General features: G+C 74.8%; 22 protein-coding genes, 2 tRNA genes and 1 other RNA gene. 12 read left to right on the forward strand and 13 right to left on the reverse strand.

Going from position 1 to position 15,646, the window contains the following annotated elements; all coding sequences use genetic code 11:
- Positions 1 to 46: 46 nt before the first annotated feature.
- Positions 47 to 799, reverse strand: coding sequence for a M23 family metallopeptidase (locus AB0G14_RS10835; protein WP_357695986.1), 753 nt, complete (start codon positions 797 to 799; stop codon positions 47 to 49).
- A 98-nt stretch (positions 800 to 897) separates the two neighbouring features.
- On the opposite strand from AB0G14_RS10835, the gene AB0G14_RS10840 reads away from it, so the two are divergent.
- The 4 genes from AB0G14_RS10840 (at position 898) to AB0G14_RS10855 (ending at position 2,813) form a co-directional block, all read left to right on the forward strand.
- A complete protein-coding gene (locus AB0G14_RS10840; protein ID WP_350709641.1) occupies positions 898 to 1,245 on the forward strand; it encodes a hypothetical protein in 348 nt (115 codons plus the stop codon).
- Between the two features lie 112 nt (positions 1,246 to 1,357).
- Positions 1,358 to 1,525, forward strand: coding sequence for a hypothetical protein (locus AB0G14_RS10845; protein ID WP_350709602.1), 168 nt, complete (start codon positions 1,358 to 1,360; stop codon positions 1,523 to 1,525).
- A gap of 114 nt (positions 1,526 to 1,639) precedes the next feature.
- A complete protein-coding gene (locus AB0G14_RS10850) occupies positions 1,640 to 2,167 on the forward strand; it encodes a tRNA adenosine deaminase-associated protein (RefSeq protein WP_357695988.1) in 528 nt (175 codons plus the stop codon).
- 193 nt (positions 2,168 to 2,360) lie between these two features.
- Positions 2,361 to 2,813, forward strand: coding sequence for a nucleoside deaminase (locus AB0G14_RS10855; RefSeq protein ID WP_357696155.1), 453 nt, complete (start codon positions 2,361 to 2,363; stop codon positions 2,811 to 2,813).
- Positions 2,814 to 2,818: 5 nt separating this feature from the next.
- Here AB0G14_RS10855 and AB0G14_RS10860 read toward each other — a convergent pair whose 3' ends face one another.
- The 3 genes from AB0G14_RS10860 to deoD all read right to left on the reverse strand — a co-directional run bounded on the left by AB0G14_RS10860 (position 2,819) and on the right by deoD (position 4,745).
- On the reverse strand, positions 2,819 to 3,286 hold the full coding sequence (locus AB0G14_RS10860) for a hotdog domain-containing protein (protein ID WP_357695990.1): 468 nt from the start codon (positions 3,284 to 3,286) through the stop codon (positions 2,819 to 2,821).
- Positions 3,283 to 3,921 (reverse strand): TetR/AcrR family transcriptional regulator, encoded by a 639-nt coding sequence (locus tag AB0G14_RS10865; RefSeq protein WP_357695992.1) that lies wholly within the window; start codon positions 3,919 to 3,921, stop codon positions 3,283 to 3,285. The genes AB0G14_RS10860 and AB0G14_RS10865 overlap by 4 nt, the downstream gene beginning before the upstream one ends.
- 116 nt (positions 3,922 to 4,037) lie before the next feature.
- Positions 4,038 to 4,745: a purine-nucleoside phosphorylase gene (deoD, locus tag AB0G14_RS10870; RefSeq protein ID WP_357695994.1), complete on the reverse strand. Its 708-nt coding sequence runs from the start codon at positions 4,743 to 4,745 to the stop codon at positions 4,038 to 4,040.
- Between the two features lie 75 nt (positions 4,746 to 4,820).
- On the opposite strand from deoD, the gene AB0G14_RS10875 reads away from it, so the two are divergent.
- Positions 4,821 to 4,907: transfer RNA gene (locus AB0G14_RS10875), tRNA-Ser, on the forward strand.
- Between the two features lie 107 nt (positions 4,908 to 5,014).
- On the opposite strand, the gene AB0G14_RS10880 is transcribed toward AB0G14_RS10875, so the two are convergent.
- From AB0G14_RS10880 to AB0G14_RS10895, 4 genes are all read right to left on the reverse strand, one after another.
- A complete protein-coding gene (locus AB0G14_RS10880) occupies positions 5,015 to 5,566 on the reverse strand; it encodes a hypothetical protein (RefSeq protein WP_357695996.1) in 552 nt (183 codons plus the stop codon).
- Positions 5,567 to 5,703: 137 nt separating this feature from the next.
- Positions 5,704 to 6,198, reverse strand: coding sequence for a hypothetical protein (locus AB0G14_RS10885; RefSeq protein ID WP_357696157.1), 495 nt, complete (start codon positions 6,196 to 6,198; stop codon positions 5,704 to 5,706).
- Positions 6,199 to 6,230: 32 nt separating this feature from the next.
- A complete protein-coding gene (locus AB0G14_RS10890) occupies positions 6,231 to 6,845 on the reverse strand; it encodes a hypothetical protein (RefSeq protein ID WP_357695998.1) in 615 nt (204 codons plus the stop codon).
- Between the two features lie 109 nt (positions 6,846 to 6,954).
- On the reverse strand, positions 6,955 to 7,998 hold the full coding sequence (locus AB0G14_RS10895; RefSeq protein ID WP_357696000.1) for a WYL domain-containing protein: 1,044 nt from the start codon (positions 7,996 to 7,998) through the stop codon (positions 6,955 to 6,957).
- Between the two features lie 61 nt (positions 7,999 to 8,059).
- On the opposite strand from AB0G14_RS10895, the gene AB0G14_RS10900 reads away from it, so the two are divergent.
- Together AB0G14_RS10900 and AB0G14_RS10905 are read left to right on the forward strand one after the other, a co-directional pair.
- The gene (locus AB0G14_RS10900; RefSeq protein ID WP_357696002.1) at positions 8,060 to 8,470 is read left to right on the forward strand and encodes a VOC family protein; all 411 of its coding nucleotides are present in this window, start codon (positions 8,060 to 8,062) and stop codon (positions 8,468 to 8,470) included.
- A gap of 247 nt (positions 8,471 to 8,717) precedes the next feature.
- Positions 8,718 to 9,044, forward strand: a complete 327-nt coding sequence (locus AB0G14_RS10905) for a YdeI/OmpD-associated family protein (protein WP_357696004.1) — start codon at positions 8,718 to 8,720, stop codon at positions 9,042 to 9,044.
- Between the two features lie 95 nt (positions 9,045 to 9,139).
- Here the strand turns inward: AB0G14_RS10905 and AB0G14_RS10910 are convergent, their stop codons facing one another.
- Positions 9,140 to 9,331: a DUF397 domain-containing protein gene (locus AB0G14_RS10910; RefSeq protein ID WP_357696006.1), complete on the reverse strand. Its 192-nt coding sequence runs from the start codon at positions 9,329 to 9,331 to the stop codon at positions 9,140 to 9,142.
- Positions 9,322 to 10,089, reverse strand: a complete 768-nt coding sequence (locus AB0G14_RS10915) for a helix-turn-helix transcriptional regulator (protein ID WP_357696008.1) — start codon at positions 10,087 to 10,089, stop codon at positions 9,322 to 9,324. The genes AB0G14_RS10910 and AB0G14_RS10915 overlap by 10 nt, the downstream gene beginning before the upstream one ends.
- Before the next feature lie 423 nt (positions 10,090 to 10,512).
- Here AB0G14_RS10915 and AB0G14_RS10920 point away from each other — a divergent pair, with 423 nt between their 5' ends.
- Both AB0G14_RS10920 and AB0G14_RS10925 read left to right on the forward strand, forming a co-directional pair.
- Complete coding sequence (locus AB0G14_RS10920; protein ID WP_357696010.1) at positions 10,513 to 10,869, forward strand: hypothetical protein; 357 nt, start codon at positions 10,513 to 10,515, stop codon at positions 10,867 to 10,869.
- Positions 10,866 to 11,114 carry a flavin reductase gene (locus AB0G14_RS10925; protein WP_357696012.1) on the forward strand — a complete coding sequence of 83 codons (249 nt, stop codon included), beginning with the start codon at positions 10,866 to 10,868 and terminating at the stop codon, positions 11,112 to 11,114. The genes AB0G14_RS10920 and AB0G14_RS10925 overlap by 4 nt, the downstream gene beginning before the upstream one ends.
- A gap of 30 nt (positions 11,115 to 11,144) precedes the next feature.
- Here the strand turns inward: AB0G14_RS10925 and AB0G14_RS10930 are convergent, their stop codons facing one another.
- Both AB0G14_RS10930 and AB0G14_RS10935 read right to left on the reverse strand, forming a co-directional pair.
- Positions 11,145 to 11,939 carry a sulfite exporter TauE/SafE family protein gene (locus tag AB0G14_RS10930; RefSeq protein ID WP_357696014.1) on the reverse strand — a complete coding sequence of 265 codons (795 nt, stop codon included), beginning with the start codon at positions 11,937 to 11,939 and terminating at the stop codon, positions 11,145 to 11,147.
- A gap of 125 nt (positions 11,940 to 12,064) precedes the next feature.
- On the reverse strand, positions 12,065 to 12,331 hold the full coding sequence (locus AB0G14_RS10935) for a hypothetical protein (RefSeq protein WP_357696016.1): 267 nt from the start codon (positions 12,329 to 12,331) through the stop codon (positions 12,065 to 12,067).
- Between AB0G14_RS10935 and AB0G14_RS10940 the strand changes: the two genes are divergently transcribed.
- Positions 12,330 to 12,470, forward strand: a complete 141-nt coding sequence (locus tag AB0G14_RS10940) for a hypothetical protein (protein ID WP_357696018.1) — start codon at positions 12,330 to 12,332, stop codon at positions 12,468 to 12,470. The genes AB0G14_RS10935 and AB0G14_RS10940 overlap by 2 nt on opposite strands.
- Before the next feature lie 61 nt (positions 12,471 to 12,531).
- Here AB0G14_RS10940 and AB0G14_RS10945 read toward each other — a convergent pair.
- Positions 12,532 to 12,616: transfer RNA gene (locus AB0G14_RS10945), tRNA-Ser, on the reverse strand.
- A gap of 82 nt (positions 12,617 to 12,698) precedes the next feature.
- Between AB0G14_RS10945 and ffs the strand changes: the two genes are divergently transcribed.
- Together ffs and AB0G14_RS10955 are read left to right on the forward strand one after the other, a co-directional pair.
- Positions 12,699 to 12,789: signal recognition particle sRNA small type (gene ffs / locus AB0G14_RS10950), an RNA gene on the forward strand.
- 108 nt (positions 12,790 to 12,897) lie between these two features.
- Positions 12,898 to 15,537: a DNA polymerase III subunit gamma and tau gene (locus AB0G14_RS10955; RefSeq protein WP_357696020.1), complete on the forward strand. Its 2,640-nt coding sequence runs from the start codon at positions 12,898 to 12,900 to the stop codon at positions 15,535 to 15,537.
- Positions 15,538 to 15,646 lie beyond the last annotated feature (109 nt).

Genomic DNA, 15,646 nt, shown 5'->3' on the forward strand with positions numbered 1-15,646 from the left:
AAATACGCCCCCGCGCCGCCGGTCGCAGGGACGGCCGGCGGCGCGGTCAGCCGGTCGTCGCCGGCGCCTTCGGGCAGCCGTGCCGGCGGTGCCACGCGGCCACCTCGGCGGCCGGCTCGCGGTTGCCCTTGCGCCGCCACGAGTTCAGGTAGGGCGCCGGCCAGACCACGCCCCGCCGGATCCACCAGCCGTCCCGGCCCGTACACGGCGGGGAGATGCCGAAGTGCAGGTGGCAGACGTTGTTCGCGTTGCCCGTCCGGCCGACCTCGCCGAGCAGCCGCCCCGCCCGCACCCGCACGCCGGCGTCGATCCCGTCGGCGATCCGGCGCAGGTGCGAGCCGTAGTAGCGCACCCCGTCGTCGCCGAGCAGCGAGACCGACAGCCCGCCGTTGTAGGGCCCTCGCGGCCCCCGCTTGTCGAACCGGTCCACCCGGCTGACCTCCAGGACGACGCCGTCGGTCACCGCCACCACGGGCTCGCCGCAGTCGGCGAAGATGTCCGTTCCCGGGTAGGCCGAGTGGGTCGGGTGGTAGGCGACGTTCGCCGCGCGTACCGGAAAGACGTGCGGCAGCCCGGCGCGGGTCGGCGCCGCCGACGGGCCGGTCGGGGCGGCGGCGTCGGTCGGGGCGGCGGACGACGGCGCCGGCTGCGCGGCCGTGGCCGGCAGGCTCGGGCGGGGGGTGCCGGGTGCCGTCCCGGGCCGGCTCGTCGCGCAGCCGGTGGCCAGCACCGGCACGAGCAGCAGCAGGACCGGGTACGCCGGACGCGCGCGGCGGCGTCGGATCGTCGGCGGGGGCACCCGGACATCCTGACAGAGTCGGTACGGTGGGACGAGCCGCACGGCAGAGGGAGGCGCAGGTGACGACCGGACCGTACGCCTTCCCGCCCGACCCGGACCTGCGCCCGGCGCCGCGTGCCCCCTCGGGGCTCTTCCCCGCCGGGCCGCCGTCGCGGCCCACCTACCGCGAGCCGCACCCGGTCACCGGCGTGGGCGTCGCCGTGGGCGGCGGCGCGGCGACCGTCTGGCTGCTCCTGTTCGGCCTGCTCGGCCGCAGCGTGTCCGAGTACGCCTGGTGGACGGTGGCGGCCGGCGGCCTGGCCTGGCTGGCCGCGCTGCTGCTGGTCCGCGCCGGCGACCGGGGGGTGGCCACCGGGGTCGCGATCGTCACCGCCGGCGGGTGGAGCATCGCCGCGGCCGTCGTGGCGGTGCGCTGGGCGTCGAGCGGGGACTGGCCGCTCTGGTAGGCCCCGGTCACGAGTGGGTCGGCACGGCGGGCGCGGCTGCGCTGCGTCGCGGGCCGGCTGCGCAGCGAATCCCGTCTTGACGTGGCCGCCCGGACTCGGCACCCTCGGCGGTATGGCCTGGACCACTCCGCGGCTCGATCCCGAGCGCAGCCGTCGTCGCCAACAGCTCCTCGCCGAGTTGGCGGGTGCCCGGGCCGTCCGCCAGCGCGAGCGGCCGCAGCGGGTGCGGAGCGAGCGGCTGCGGGAACTCATCGCCACCCGCCGTCGCGTCGCCGGCTGACGAGAGTTTCCTCGGGATTGACCGGCCCTTCGGGGCGTTGACCGGTCGCCTGCCGACCCGACCGGCTAACGTGCACGCGTAACGGGTCGGCGTGCCGAGGCTTTTGGGGGGACCGTGTCGTACTTCGCTGCGGCGGTCGTGCGTGACGGCGGCGGCTGGACCGCGGCCGAGGTGAACCTGCGGGGCGTCACCGACGTCGACGACGTCGCCGACCGGCTGCGCGACGTCGACCAGGACGCCGACCTGTCGCTGCTCTTCGTCGAGGCGGACGACGCCTACCTGGTGATCCTGCGCCTGGACGAGGGGGAGGACCTGCGGGTCTTCGGCTCCGACTCGGCGTACGCGGAGGAGTCCCGGCTGGGCGCGCTGCTGGTGGGAGACCTCAAGACCTCGGTGACGGGGACGGACGACACCGACGAGCCGCGCCCGGCCCCCTCCGGCGACGAGGAGAGCGAGCAGCCCGCCGTCGACCCCGAGGCCGACCCGGTCGGCGACGCCGACATCCTGGCCGACCTGGGCATCCCCGCGCAGAAGCTGCTCAACCTCTGCGCGCAGGAGGGCATGATGCCCGCCGACGTGACCGCCGAGGTGTGTTTGATGCTCGGCTGCGCCGACGAGGTCGAGGAGCTGCGTGAGGTCTGACCCGTCCGGTGCCGCCGGGCCGGGTCGGTCGGGGGCCGGCGGCGGGGAGCCGGCCGACGCCACCGATCCGGCGCTGGAGACCGTACGGCCGGGGCAGCCGACCCCCGGCTCGGTCGGCCGGGTCGGGCCCGGCGCGCACGAGGGGCTGGCCGACCCGGACGGCGCCGGCCGGCGGCAGCGGCACGAGCTGTGGATGCGCCGGGCGCTGGAGGTCGCGGTCACCGGGCCGGCGGAGCCCCCCGGCGGCGCGGGCGAGGACGCCTCCGACGACATCCCCGTCGGCGCCGTGCTCTACGGGCCGGACGGCGCCGAGCTGGCGACGGGGCGCAACGAGCGGGAGCTGACCGGCGACCCGACGGCGCACGCCGAGGTGCTGGCGCTGCGCCGGGCGGCGGAGCGGCTGGGCCGCTGGCGGCTCGACGGCTGCACGCTGGTGGTCACCCTGGAGCCGTGCACGATGTGCGCGGGCGCGCTCGTGCTGGCCCGGGTGTCCACCGTGGTGTTCGGCGCGTGGGAGCCGAAGACCGGGGCCGCCGGCTCACTCTGGGACGTGCTGCGCGACCGTCGGCTCAACCACCGGCCGGAGGTCTACGGCGGCGTCCTGGAGTCGGAGAGCGCCGCGCTGCTGCGCGCCTTCTTCCGCTGACCGCGTCAGGCCGGGGCCGGGGCGGGGCGGAGCAGGGTGGCGGCCACCGTCCGCGCGGTCTCGGTCCACGGGGCGGGTCGCAGGGTCGCCGGGTCGAGCCGGACGATGGCGCGCCGGCCCTCGGCGTGCACCATCCGGCCGTCGACGGAGCGGAACTGGTAGGCGTACTCGGCGCTGCTGGTGCCGAAGTGTTCGAGCCAGAAGTGCACCGCCACGGGCCCGGTGCCGGTGATCGGGGCGCGGTAGGTGATGGTGAACTCGCGTACCGCGTGGAACACGTCGGGGGCGCTGCGCTGCCCGCCCTGGAACGAGACGCCGCGGGCGGCCCAGTACGGCGTCAGGGCCCGTTCCAGCAGCACCGCGTACCGGGCGTTGTGCAGGAGGCCGAGGGCGTCGAGGTCGTCGAAGTGCACCGTGACGTGCTCGACGTGACCGAACTCGACGGCGGGCTGGTCGGCGATGGCGTGGCTCATGAGCGGCCTTCCGGTAGCAGGGTGGGGTCGGGGCACAGCGCCCGTAGGCGGTTCAGCAGGCCCTGGCGGGCGTGCCGGTAGGCGGTGTCGGGGTCCAGCAGCCGGGAGCGCAGCGCGGCGGTGATCCCGAGCGCGTCGATCTCGTACGCCAGTTGCGGGACGTCGGTGTCGGCGGGTAGCTCGCCGGCGTCGACGGCCTCCCGGACGAGCCGTTCGAGGAACGCGGCCCAGCGGCCGAACACCTCGGCGAGCCGGTCCCGGACCGGGCCGGGGCGGGCGTTGTACTCGAAGTCGGTGCTGGCGAAGAAGCAGCCGCCGGGGAGCACCCGGGCGGCGTAGAAGTCGATCCGGGCCTGGTGCAACGCCCAGAGCCGCCGTACGCCGCGGGGGGCGCGCAGGGCCGGGGCGACGATCCGCTCCTGCCACTGCTCCACGGCCCGGTCGATGGTGGCGAGCTGGAGCGCCTCCTTGGAGCGCCAGTGCGCGAACAGCCCGGACTTGCTGACCCCGAGCGTGTCGGCGAGCTGAGCGAGGGAGAGCCCGTGCAGGCCGACCTCGGTGGCCAGCACCACGGCGGCGTCCAGCGCGGCCGTGCGGGTCCGGTCGCCCCGCGCGACTCGTCCGTCGAGTGTCATGGGCAGAGGCTAATAAATAAGCACGACCGGTCGTATAGTTTTGTCGGGTGACGGTCGTCACGACACCGCCCCGCCGTCCAACGGACGACGGGGCGGTGGAGCCGAAGGGGAGGGGATCAGGCGATGATCGTGTCCAGGGCGATCTCGACCATCTGGCTGAAAGTCTGCTCGCGCTCCTCGGAGGTGGTCTTCTCGCCCGTCTTGATGTGGTCGCTGACCGTCAGCAGGGTCAGCGCGCGGGCCTTGAATCGGGCGGCGATCGTGTAGAGCGCCGCCGACTCCATCTCCACCGCCAGCACGCCGTAGTCGGCGAGGTTGTCGTAGAGGTCCGGGCGGTCGGTGTAGAAGGCGTCCGCCGCCAGGATCGGGCCCACCCGCATGGCGATGCCGCGCCGCTCGGCCACCTCGACCGACGTGCGCAGCAGCCCGAAGTCCGCGACCGGGGCGTAGTCGATCAGCCCGTCGAAACGCATCCGGTTCATGTTCGAGTCGGTGGACGAGCCGATCGCCGCGATCACGTCGCGCAGCCGCAGGTCCTCGGTCAGGGCGCCGCAGGAGCCGACCCGGATCATGCTCTTCACGCCGTACTCGTTGACCAGCTCGTGGGCGTAGATCGAGGCGGAGGGCATGCCCATGCCGGAGCCCTGGACGGAGACCTCGACGCCGTTCCAGCGGCCGGTGAAGCCCAGCATGCCCCGGACCGTCGAGTAGCAGCTGGCGCCCTCGAGGTAGGTCTCCGCGATCCACTTGGCCCGCAGCGGGTCGCCCGGCATCAGGACCCGCTCGGCGATCTCTCCCGGCTTCGCGCCGATGTGCGTACTCATGGCAAAGATCCTGCCAGGCCGGAGGCGGGGATACCGGTTCGGCATCCAGACCCGCGGTCCTGTACCCTCGTCGGCGGTGGCGTGTCCGAGTGGCCTAAGGAGCACGCCTCGAAAGCGTGTGAGGGTTTACGCCCTCCGCGGGTTCAAATCCCGCCGCCACCGCTCGTGAACAGCGAGAACGCCCGGTCGATCCGCGAGGATCGGCCGGGCGTTCCGCGTGTGTCCCGGTTTCGGCGGTACGCGAGCGGGCGCGGTAACCCGGACGCCCGTCAGCGCCGGTCGAGTTCCGACTCCAGCCGCTGGATGAGCGTCTTGCGACCCTTGTTGTCGCGTTCGTTCCGCAGTGCCGCCTTGAGTTGGCCCGTGTCGAGGCCCCGGACGAGCTTGGCCGCCTCGGCAACCGGCAGCTCCGACAGCCGCCCGACCGACGTGGCGTTCCGGCGTGCGCGGCTGGCCCGCTCGGTGTTGGCGACGTACTGCTTGCCGGACCTCGACTCCTTCCGCTTCTTGGCGTCGGTCTTGCGCTGCTCCTCGTCGGAGAGCTGCTCCCAGGCCTGTTTGGGCAGGTATCGACTCGTCTCGTCGCCGTGCCGCGCCCGGGTGTCGCCTTCCCTGGTCTGCCAGTGCTCGCCGCCCCAACGCTGCAGGGACTTCTGCCGCTCGTCCTTCGGGCCCTCGTAGCCTCCGCCGCGCTTCTGGTACTCCTTGGTGAGCCGTTGCGACTTGCGCGCCGACCACTGCCTCTGCCTGCCGCCCTTGTCGGAAGCCATGATCTCTTCCTTGAGCTGTTCTCTCAGCTCGGGCTTCGTGTACCGCGCCATGTCCGGCGGATACCCGGCACTCCGCTGCACATGCCTGCCGCGCCCCCGACCCCGTCGACGCCCGGTCCATCCGCAAGGCGTAGCCGGTCGGGCCGCGGTACCGCACGCCGCTGGTGTCGAAGACCGACCGGCGGAGTTCAGCAGGGGCTGTGGCCCTCCTCGAAGAGGCGCTGGGCCCACTCGGCGTACCCGACGATGATCTTGCGGACCGTGCGCCCGTCGTGCAGGAACAGGTACGCGCGGTCGCCCCGCCGGGCGAGCAGCCCGTCGAACCGGTGCGTCCCGTGTGGAGCCTCCAGCTCGCGCGCCGACGGGTAGCGGCTCCAGACCTCGTCGACGGGGCTGCCGGCGGTGACGCCCTCCGGGGTGCGCGTCGCGTCGCCGAGCCAGAGCAGCACGAGCCGGTCATCGACGAAGATCGGGCTGGTCGTGCCGTGCCCGGCGAGTGACGGGCCGCAGGCGTCGACGTCGGTACGCAGGATGCCCCGCCGGGTTAGCTCGTCCTCGGTGTCGCCGAACTCGATGTTGTGGAGCCCGTTCAGGCCGACCACGTCGAGGGCCCCGGCGGGCCGGCCGTCCATTTCGGGCAGTTGCGGGCGCGCGCCACTGCCCGCGATCGAGGCAGCCGTCAGCAGCGTCGCGATGAAGACGAATTGTCGCAATTTCATAGAATCCCCCAGTCCCCAACGGGGCCGGGGCGCTCAGGTTGCTGCTCGTCCCCAGATTGCCGGCTTTCCCACTCGTCGGCCAGCTCGTCCCAGTAGTCGGCGCTCAACCGCCGGCGGCCGTGCGCGAGCCACCCGGCGGTGCTCCGCTCGACGTGCAGGCCCAGCTCGGCGAACGGGTCGATCCACGCGCCGGGCTCCGCGCCGAGCCGGGCGAGCGCGGCGTTGAGCGGCCACTCCGACCGCGGCCCGTCGAAGAGGTGGTCGACGCGCGGCCCCCAGCTCACCCCGCCGCCGAGCCACACCACCGCCGACTGGTAGCCGGCGCCGCCGGCGAACTCCGCCTCCAGGTACGCCACCGGACCCGACCGCGACCAGCCCGCGAGGACCCCGGCGAGGGCGGCCGAGAGCACCAGGTGGAACGGCTCCGCCGGCGACCGTTCCGCCACGGAGAAATCGGGCAGCGCCCCGGTCAGCTCCTCGACCAGTTGCGGGGTGACCGGCAGCAGCGCGAAGTCCTGGCGCAGCTCGCCGACGACCGCGTGGTCGAGGTCGGCGGTCTGCTCGCGGAGCAGCTCGGCGTCCGCGACGACCGCGCTGAGCTGATAACCCATCGGAGCCCTCCGCCGTCCACAGCCTGTGGATGGAACATGTGTACGACGGACCTGCCTCCGCCACCAACCACCGCACGCTACCCGCCCACCCCCGCCGCCGTGGGGACCGTCAACCCCCGCGATCTTGCACTTTCGGCCCCCGTTTCAGGCGGAATGCGGGCCTTCGCCCGGGCCCGAAGTGCGAGATCGCCGGGGTGGGTGGGGAAGGGCGGCGAAGGTAGCGCGTGGCGAGGGTGTGGAGGAGGTCGTGGAGTTCGGGGGGAGCCAGGACCGTGAACGGGACGTCGAACTTGCTCAGGTACGTGGCCAGGTCGTGCAGCGAGTCGGTGCCGGTGACCAGCTCGCACGTCGCGTCGTCGAGCGGGATGATCTCGCCGGAGGTGGGGGTGCTCCGCTCGGCCACCACGGCGGCCGGCGCCTGGAACCGGATGCGCGCCTGGTACGCCCAGACCAGCGAGCGGACCCCGCGCAGCACGTGCGCCGCCGCGTCGCCGCCCGGCGGCTCGCGCGGCACGAACCGTGGTCCGGCCGGCGGCAGCGGACGCAGCCGGTCGGCGCGGAACGTGCGCCAGTCCCGCCGGTCCGTGTCCCAGGCCAGCAGGTACCAGCGGCGGCCCGTGTAGACGAGGGTGTGTGGCTCGACGTCGCGCACGCTGGCGCTCCCGCCGTGGCCGGCGTACTCGAACCGCAGCCGTTCGTGCCGGTGTGCCGCCGCCGCGACGGTGGTCAGCGTGTCGGCGTCGACGGTCGGCCCGCCGCCGGCCGCCGAGACCGTGGTGGTGCGCAGGGCGTCGACGCGCGGGCGCAGCCGCGCCGGCAGGGTCCGTTCGAGCTTGGTCAGCGCCCGCAGCGACGCGTCCTCGATGCCGGTGACCGAGCCCGCCGCGGCGGCCCGCAGGCCGACCGCGACCGCCACCGCCTCGTCGTCGTCGAGCAGCAGCGGCGGTAGCGCGGTGCCGGCGCCGAGGCGGTAGCCGCCGGCCGGGCCGGTGGTCGAGTCCACCTGGTAGCCGAGCTGCCGGAGCCGGTCGACGTCGTTGCGGACGGTCCGGGTGGTGACCGCCAGCCGGGTCGCCAGGTCGGCGCCGGACCAGTCGCGCCGCTGCTGGAGGAGCGAGAGGAGCCGCAGGAGCCGTACCGAGGTTTCCAGCATTTCCCGATTCTGCCCGAGGTTGAGGAAGCTGATGTTCCTCAACCCGTCCTAGCGTCAGGTCATGACGGAGACACCGAGACTGCGCGGCATGGCCAACGTCAGCTACTGGGCGGCGGACTGGCAGGCGGCCAAGGGCTGGTACACGGAACTGATCGGCTTCGAGCCGTACTTCCTGCGCGACGGCTACGCGGAATGGCGCCTCGGCGACCACCAGGACGAGCTGGGCCTCATCGACAGCCGCTACCGGCCGCCGGGCGCGGCGTCCGGGCCGGGCGGCGTCGTCCTGTACTGGCACGTCGACGACGTGCACGGCATGTTCGCGCGGCTGCTCGCCCTGGGCGCCACCCCGCACGAGCCGCCGCAGGACCGCGGCAGCGGCTTCGTGACCGCCACCGTGGTCGACCCGTTCGGCAACCTGCTGGGCGTCATGTACAACCCGCACCACGTCGAGATCCTCACCGGGCAGGGCTGACAGTCGTGGACGAGGTCGAGATCATCCGATTCGCGGACGCCGACGAGTGGGACCGGTGGCTCGCCGCGCACGGCACCCGGTCCGAAGCCTGGCTGGCGATTCCCCCCAGAGGCTCGGGCGCGGTCGCCATGAGCGCGGCGCAGGCCGGCGACGTCGCGATCTGCCACGGCTGGATCGACAGCCACCGCCGCCGCCTGGACGCGACGCACTTCCTCCAGCGCTATTCGCCGCGCCGGCCGGGCAGCCCGTGGTCGCGGTCAACGTCGACCGCGTCGCGGCCCTGGAGGCGGCCGGCCGGATGCGCCCCGCCGGCCGCGCGCAGGTCGAGGCCGCGAAGGCCGACGGTCGATGGGCGACGGCGTACGCCCCGCAGCGCAGCGCAGACGTACCCGAGGATCTCGTCGCGGCGCTCGCGGGCAGCGACCGTGCCCGCGCGGCGTTCGAGGCCCTGAGCCGCAGCGACCGGTACGGGATCTTCCTGCCGCTGCTCAAGGCGCGCACGCCGGCCGGGCGGGCCGGCGCGTTGCGGCGGGCGCTGGCGACCCTGGAGGCCGCGCCGGCGCCGCAGGGGTGACCGGTCGTCCGGGGCCGCGGAGAGCTTCCCGCAGCCCCGGATACCGACCCGGGCCGCCGCCGCTCGGTCGCCGCTGCTTGGTTGCCGCCGCCGGGTCAGGGGCGCTCGGTGATCCGGCCGACGAACGCGCGCCACGCCGCCGGCGGGAAGGCGAGCGCCGGGCCGGCCGGGTCCTTCGAGTCGCGCACGGCGACGACGCCGGGCAGGTTGTCGGCGACCTCGACGCAGTTGCCGCCGTTGCCGCTGCTGCGGCTGCTCTTGCGCCACCGCGCGCCATTCAGCTCCATGTCTCCGCCACCTCCGAGATGAGATCGACAGACTGCCAGTGGGTCAGCGCCTCGCCGCGCACGTTCTCCCACGCAGCCATCATGGCGGCGATGTCCGCGGGGTCGCTAACCACTTGGCCCTGGAGTTGGTTGTCGAGATAGCCGGCGATCCGGTGGTCGTGGCTGTTGGCGATGACGAACGGCCCGTTCAGGCCCGCGTAGGCGCCGACCGACGACGGCACGACGTGCACCCGGACGTGCGGCTCGGCGCAGGCGGTGACCAGGGCCCGGAGCTGCTCGCGCATGGTGGCCCGGCCGCCGACCGGCCGGCGCAGCACCGCCTCGTCGACGACGGCCGTGAACAGCGGCGGCTCGTCCTGCCGGAGGATGCCCTGCCGTGCGAGCCGGGCCGCCAGGTGCCGCTCGACGTCGCCCCGGGGGAACAGGCCGCCGCCGGTCAGCACGGCCCGGGCGTACGCCTCGGTCTGGAGCAGCCCGGGCAGCACCACCGACTCGTACGACCGCAGCGACACCGCCTCGCGCTCGATCTCCTGCCACGGACGGAACCAGATCGGGTCACGACGTCTCGAAGTGTCCGGCCAGATGTCCGACACGTCCCGGTGGAGGGCCTCCGCCGCCGCCAACCGATGTCGGGGATGCGGGATGCGGTCCTCTGTCAGCCAGCGGCCGACCGTCTTCGGGTCGACCCCGACCTTCTCGGCGAGGGATTCGGTCGTGTGCCCGGTGTCGCTGAGCGCGACCCGCAGCGCGTCGTTCACGGGCTCCTCCCATCGGATGTCCCAAATATCTGGCGACCATACATTTACGCGGTGTATCTGTCTGCTCACTGCCGGCAAGTTGGGGTGACGAAGGCGGCGCGGCCGGTGGAGGTGAGGTAGCCCGGCGGTCGTGCCAGTCGCGGGGCCGCCTCGGCGGGGAGAGCGAGGCGGCCCCCCTCCAGCCCGCTCGTCGCGTTCCTCGTCGCGCTCCCGGAGGAGGCCCCGCCCGTGCCCACCCGCCAGCCGCCCGGCCCGGCACCGCTGCCCGTCCGGCCCGATGCCGTCGCCGGTCAATGCCAGCCGACCCCGCCCACGCCTCGCCGGGAGCCCGCGCCTCGCCGGGAGCCTGCGCCCCGTCGGGAGCCTGGGCCCCGCCGGGAGAACGCGTCTCGCAGGGAAGACGCGCCTCGCCGGGAGCCACGGATGCCCCTGGCCGTCGGCGCGACGATCCGCGTGCCGGACGACGCGTACCGTTTCGGCGAGGGACCGCTGACCCTGCGGATCACCGAGGTGCTGAGCATCGGCCCGTTCGAGGGACGGGTGTGGGCCGAGGTACGCGGCCACGAGATCACCCCGGACGGCGCCCTCCGCACCCGCGCGCGCTTCGCCTTCGTCCGCGTCGACCGGGTCGGGGTGCTCTTCGCCGGCGCCGAGCCGGCCGGATCGACGGCGCGACCCGCGCCCCCGCCCGACCACCCGGTCTCGGTCGTCGCCGATCCGTCCGGGTCGGTCACCGGCGGCCCAGGGTCCGCAGAGGCGGCGAGGGCGGACCGGCCGTGAGTCGACGCCGCGAACACGTCCCGACCCGGCCCACCTGGCGCTGCCGGGCGTGCGGCATCGCCTGGCCCTGCTCGGCGGCGAAGCTGCGGCTGCTCGGCGAGTACCGCCACGACCGCGTCGCGCTCATCGTCTACCTGGCGACCCTCCAGGCCGAGGCCGCCGAGCAACTCGCCATGCTGGACCACGACGTGAACCCCGCGGACCTGGCCGACCGCTTCGTCTCCTGGACCCGTGCGCGCGGATGACCGGCCAGGCTCACGGCGGGCGGCGCCGGCTCAGGCCAGCAGGTTGACCAGGGCGGCGAGCCCGACGACCACGATCGCGGCGCGCAGCGCCGCCGGCGGCAGACGGCGCCCCCACCGGCCGCCGACCAGGCCACCCACCACGGAACCCACGGCGATGAGCAGGGCCGGCTGCCAGGCCACCGTGCCCAGGGCGATGAACAGGACCGCCGCGACCCCGTTCACCAGGCCGGCGAGCACGTTCTTGACCCCGTTGACCCAGCGCAGGTCGGTGGAGAGCAGCACCCCGAGCAGCCCCAGCAGCAGCACGCCCTGGGCGGCGCCGAAGTACCCGCCGTACACCCCGGTGGCGAACACGCCGAGGAGCAGGAGCGGCCCGACGTGCCGGACCTCCCCGTCGGCTGGCGGCGGCGCGTCCGCCGGGCCCTGCCGCCGGTGGGCCAGCGCCCGGGCCAGTTGCGGCTGCACCACTACCAGCACCAACGCCAGCCCGATCAACGCCGGCACGATGGCCCGGAATGCCCCCGGCGGCAGGCGCAGCAGCAGTACGCCCCCGGTGATCCCCCCGAGCACGCTCGCGACGCCCAACCGCGCCAGCAGCCGGCCGTGCCCGGCAAGATCACGGCGATAGGCGTACGCCCCGGAGAACGACCCCGGCACCAGCCCGACCGTGTTCGACACGTTCGCCACCACCGGTGGATAGCCCAGGGACAGCAGGACCGGGAAGGTCACCAGCGTGCCCGAGCCCACCACCGCGTTGATGGCACCGGCCGCGACACCGGCGGCCAGCACCGCCAGCATCTCGGCGGCGTTCAACATCGTGTTCATCTGTGTCCGCGCCTTCCCCGGGCCGGTCGTCGCCCTCAGGTCGCCGCCGCCCGGATATCTCGCTGTCGAGTGCGGCTGCCAGCGTATGGTTCCGGCCCTGTCGGTTGATCGACCTGCGTCGGAGATCACCTCTCGAACCCCGGACGGAGGCGTCCCGAAGATCGCCCGCAGGGGGCAGACGGCGGCGAGGCCCAGGACAGCGCGGGCAACGGGTTCGAGATCGCCGCCCCGAACTGCACGCTCTCCGGCTGCACCGCCGACTCCACGGGGACCGGCAGCAGCGACCAGCACTCGGCCGGCTTCCACATCGCCGCCTCGGCCGTCAGCGTGGAGGGCGGCTCGTTCCAGCGGGCCGGCGGCGGCGGAAGGTGGATCGTCGGCGGCGCGGGCATGCGGACCGCGCTCTACCTGGCCGACGGGGCGGACTACCTCTCCGTACGGCTGGTCACCGGCGGGGCCCGGGAGACGCCGTTCCAGCGCCTGATCACCGGGACGGCGGGCTCCCACTCGTCGCTCTCGGTCATCGGCTGACACCCGGGGACGTACAGCGACGAAGGGCCGGCCCCAAGCGGAGCCGGCCCTTCGTCGACGGCGGAGGATACGAGATTCGAACTCGTGAGGGTGTGAACCCAACACGCTTTCCAAGCGTGCGCCCTAGGCCTCTAGGCGAATCCTCCGCAGACGAGGATACAGGTCTCCGGCGGGTGGGCCACCCCACCACCCCCTGAAGATCGGCCGCCGGTCGGGTAGGCTTGGCGGTACCCCCCGTGCGGCGTGCATCTCGTGAACCTCCCCAGGGCCGGAAGGCAGCAAGGATAAGCGGGCTCTGACGGGTGCACGGGGGGCCTTTCTGTCTCCGGGCGCCGGTAACGTCCCTGCGGGTCAGGTCACCGGCGGGGTGGGTGGTCACCCGCGGCTGACCGGCGCAGAATGGCTCGGTCGAGAGGAGGCGGGACGGGTGGCACTGGCGCTCTACCGCAAGTACCGGCCACGCACCTTCGCCGAGGTCATCGGGCAGGAGCACGTCACCGAGCCGCTGTCGCAGGCGCTGCGCAGCGGGCGGCTCAACCACGCGTACCTCTTCTCCGGCCCCCGTGGCTGCGGCAAGACCTCCAGCGCCCGCATCCTGGCCCGCTCCCTCAACTGTGAGCAGGGTCCCACCCCGGAGCCGTGCGGGCAGTGCGAGTCGTGCCGCTCGCTGGCCACCGACGGCGCCGGCTCGATCGACGTCATCGAGATCGACGCGGCCAGCCACGGCGGCGTCGACGACGCCCGCGAGCTGCGCGAGAAGGCGTTCTTCGCGCCGGCCCGCAGCCGCTTCAAGATCTATGTCATCGACGAGGCGCACATGGTCTCGTCGGCCGGCTTCAACGCCCTGCTCAAGCTGGTCGAGGAGCCGCCGGAGTACGTCAAGTTCATCTTCGCGACCACCGAGCCGGAGAAGGTCCTCGGCACGATCAAGTCGCGGACCCACCACTACCCGTTCCGGCTGATGCCGCCGAAGGTGCTCCGGCCCTACCTCGAGCAGCTCTGCGAGGCGGAGGGCGTGGCGGTCGAGCCGGCGGTATTCCCGCTGGTAGTGCGCGCGGGCGGCGGCAGCGCCCGGGACAGTCTCTCCGTGCTCGACCAGCTCATCGCCGGGGCCGGGCCGGAGGGGGTCACCTACCCCCGCGCCGCCGCGCTGCTCGGTGTCACCGACGCCGCCCTGATCGACGAGATGTGCGACGCGCTGGCCGCCGGCGACGGGGCGGCCGCGTACGCGACCGTCGACCGGGTGGCCGAGGCCGGGCACGACCCGCGCCGGTTCGCCTCCGACCTGCTGGAGCGGCTGCGCGACCTGATCGTGCTCCAGCAGGTGCCGGACGCCGCCGCCAAGGGCCTGATCGACGGCCCGACGGACCAGATCGAGCGGATGGCCGCCCAGGCCCAGCGGCTCGGCCCGGGCACCCTGTCCCGCTGCGCCGACATCGTGCACAACGGCCTGGTGGAGATGCGCGGCACCACCGCCCCCCGGCTGCTGCTGGAGCTGATCTGCGCCCGGATGCTGCTGCCCGGTGCCGACGACACCACCGGCGGCCTGCTCCAGCGTCTGGAGCGCATGGAGCGCCGGCTCACCCTCGCCGGCACCGACGCGCCGCCAGCCGCCGCCGGCCCCGCGCCGGCCGCCCCGGCTCCGGTACGCCCCGACACTCCCGCCGCGACCGCGGCTGCCGCCGCGCCCGACCCGGGGCCCGCCGGCCCGCCGGCGGCTGCCGCCGCTCCGTCCGGTGTCGCCGCCGCCCGCGCCGCAGCCGGGGCTGCCACCGGTTCCCGGTCGGCGGAGGCGGTCCCGGGTGCCGCGGACCCGGTGGGTGCCGGTGGCCCGCCCGCCGATGCTCCCGCCCGCCGTCCGGTGCCGCCCTCGGCGGTGATGCCCGACCCGGCCACCCCGGAGCCGCCCCGCCCCGGTGCGGCTCCGGCGGGCGCGCTGGACGCCGTCGCGGTGCGCCGGGTCTGGCCGGACATCGTCGCCAAGGTCAACCGGATCAAGAAGCCGGCCGCCGCGCTGATGCGCGACGCGGTGGTCCGCGACGTGGACGGCGACACCCTGGTGCTGACCGTCAAGTCGCCGGTGCTCGCGCAGATGATGGGCAACCACACCTCGGTGCTGGCCGAGGCGCTGTACGAGGAGTTCGGCAGCCGCTGGCAGATCCGCTGCGAGGTGGCCGGCGAGCGGGGTGGCGCGTCGCTCGGTGGCCCGTCCCGGCCCGCCGCTCCGGCCCGCCCGGCCTCCCCGCCGCCGGCCGCCCCCGTCCACCAGGCCCCGGGCGGCGCCGGCCCGTCCGGCAACGGCGCGGGCGGCGGCATGTCCGGCGGCCCGAGCGGTCCGAGTGGTGCGGCCGGCGGGCCCGATGGCGTGGCCGGTGGGCCTCGTGGTGGCGCGGGCGGCCAGGGCGGGGCGACCCGTCCGGTGTCCGGCGCCGGTGCGGCGCGGGGCGGCGCCACGTCCGCCGACGACGCCGAGGACTGGCCCGAGGCGGCCCGGCCCGGCGGCGCGGCCGACGACGCCGAGGACTGGCCCGAAGCGGCCCGCCCGGGTGGCGCGGCCGGGGGCGCCGACGACTGGCCGGAACCGGCCCGGCCGGGCGGCACGTCGACGGCCACCTCGACGGCGGGCGCGGCGACGACCACCGCACCGACGGGCAGCGCGTCGGCGACCGCCGCGCCGGCCGTACCGAAGCCGGCCGGTCCCTCGGCGGCGCCGCAGCAGGCCGCGCCCGCCGGTCCACCGGTGAGCAGCGCGATCGCGGCGGCGCGGGCGGCTGCGGCGGGACGCGGTCCGCGTCCGGCCCAGGCGGCCCGGAAGACCGCGGACGCCGACTGGGCCGGCGAGCCGCCGTACGACCCGGACTTCGACGGGCCGGTGCGCGGCGGCGGGGGACGCCCCGGCGGCGCCCAGCCGGCGAGCCCGACCTACGAGGGCTTCGACCCGGGCGACGAGCCGCTGGACGAGGTGCTCGACGAGCGGACCGCGCGGGAGTCCAGCGAGGAGCAGGCGGTACGGCTGCTGCGCGAGGCGTTCGGCGCCGAGAAGATCGACGAGGTGGACGCCCGGTAGGGGGCCGTCGCGGCCTGTTCCCGGGACATCCGCGTCTCCCTCCGGTCGAGCCCGTGATCGTCCGCCGGGACCCGCCGGACGGGGAAGCACCGGGCCGGGGCGGGGCCGC

This window comes from Micromonospora sp. NPDC023814 (assembly GCF_040639595.1).
Taxonomy (GTDB): Bacteria; Actinomycetota; Actinomycetes; order Mycobacteriales; family Micromonosporaceae; genus Micromonospora.

Excerpts from the sequence above, each read along its gene's own strand:
- AB0G14_RS10845 (WP_350709602.1), top strand. The coding sequence starts at position 1,358 with ATGGCCTGGACCACTCCGCGGCTCGATCCCGAGCGCAGCCGTCGTCGC.
- AB0G14_RS10855 (WP_357696155.1), top strand. The coding sequence starts at position 2,361 with ATGCGCCGGGCGCTGGAGGTCGCGGTCACCGGGCCGGCGGAGCCCCCC.
- AB0G14_RS10860 (WP_357695990.1), bottom strand. The coding sequence starts at position 3,286 with ATGAGCCACGCCATCGCCGACCAGCCCGCCGTCGAGTTCGGTCACGTC.
- AB0G14_RS10865 (WP_357695992.1), bottom strand. The coding sequence starts at position 3,921 with ATGACACTCGACGGACGAGTCGCGCGGGGCGACCGGACCCGCACGGCC.
- deoD (WP_357695994.1), bottom strand. The coding sequence starts at position 4,745 with ATGAGTACGCACATCGGCGCGAAGCCGGGAGAGATCGCCGAGCGGGTC.
- AB0G14_RS10880 (WP_357695996.1), bottom strand. The coding sequence starts at position 5,566 with ATGGCGCGGTACACGAAGCCCGAGCTGAGAGAACAGCTCAAGGAAGAG.
- AB0G14_RS10890 (WP_357695998.1), bottom strand. The coding sequence starts at position 6,845 with ATGGGTTATCAGCTCAGCGCGGTCGTCGCGGACGCCGAGCTGCTCCGC.
- AB0G14_RS10895 (WP_357696000.1), bottom strand. The coding sequence starts at position 7,998 with ATGCTGGAAACCTCGGTACGGCTCCTGCGGCTCCTCTCGCTCCTCCAG.
- AB0G14_RS10900 (WP_357696002.1), top strand. The coding sequence starts at position 8,060 with ATGACGGAGACACCGAGACTGCGCGGCATGGCCAACGTCAGCTACTGG.
- AB0G14_RS10910 (WP_357696006.1), bottom strand. The coding sequence starts at position 9,331 with ATGGAGCTGAATGGCGCGCGGTGGCGCAAGAGCAGCCGCAGCAGCGGC.
- AB0G14_RS10920 (WP_357696010.1), top strand. The coding sequence starts at position 10,513 with ATGCCCCTGGCCGTCGGCGCGACGATCCGCGTGCCGGACGACGCGTAC.
- AB0G14_RS10930 (WP_357696014.1), bottom strand. The coding sequence starts at position 11,939 with ATGAACACGATGTTGAACGCCGCCGAGATGCTGGCGGTGCTGGCCGCC.
- AB0G14_RS10940 (WP_357696018.1), top strand. The coding sequence starts at position 12,330 with ATGCGGACCGCGCTCTACCTGGCCGACGGGGCGGACTACCTCTCCGTA.
- AB0G14_RS10935 (WP_357696016.1), bottom strand. The coding sequence starts at position 12,331 with ATGCCCGCGCCGCCGACGATCCACCTTCCGCCGCCGCCGGCCCGCTGG.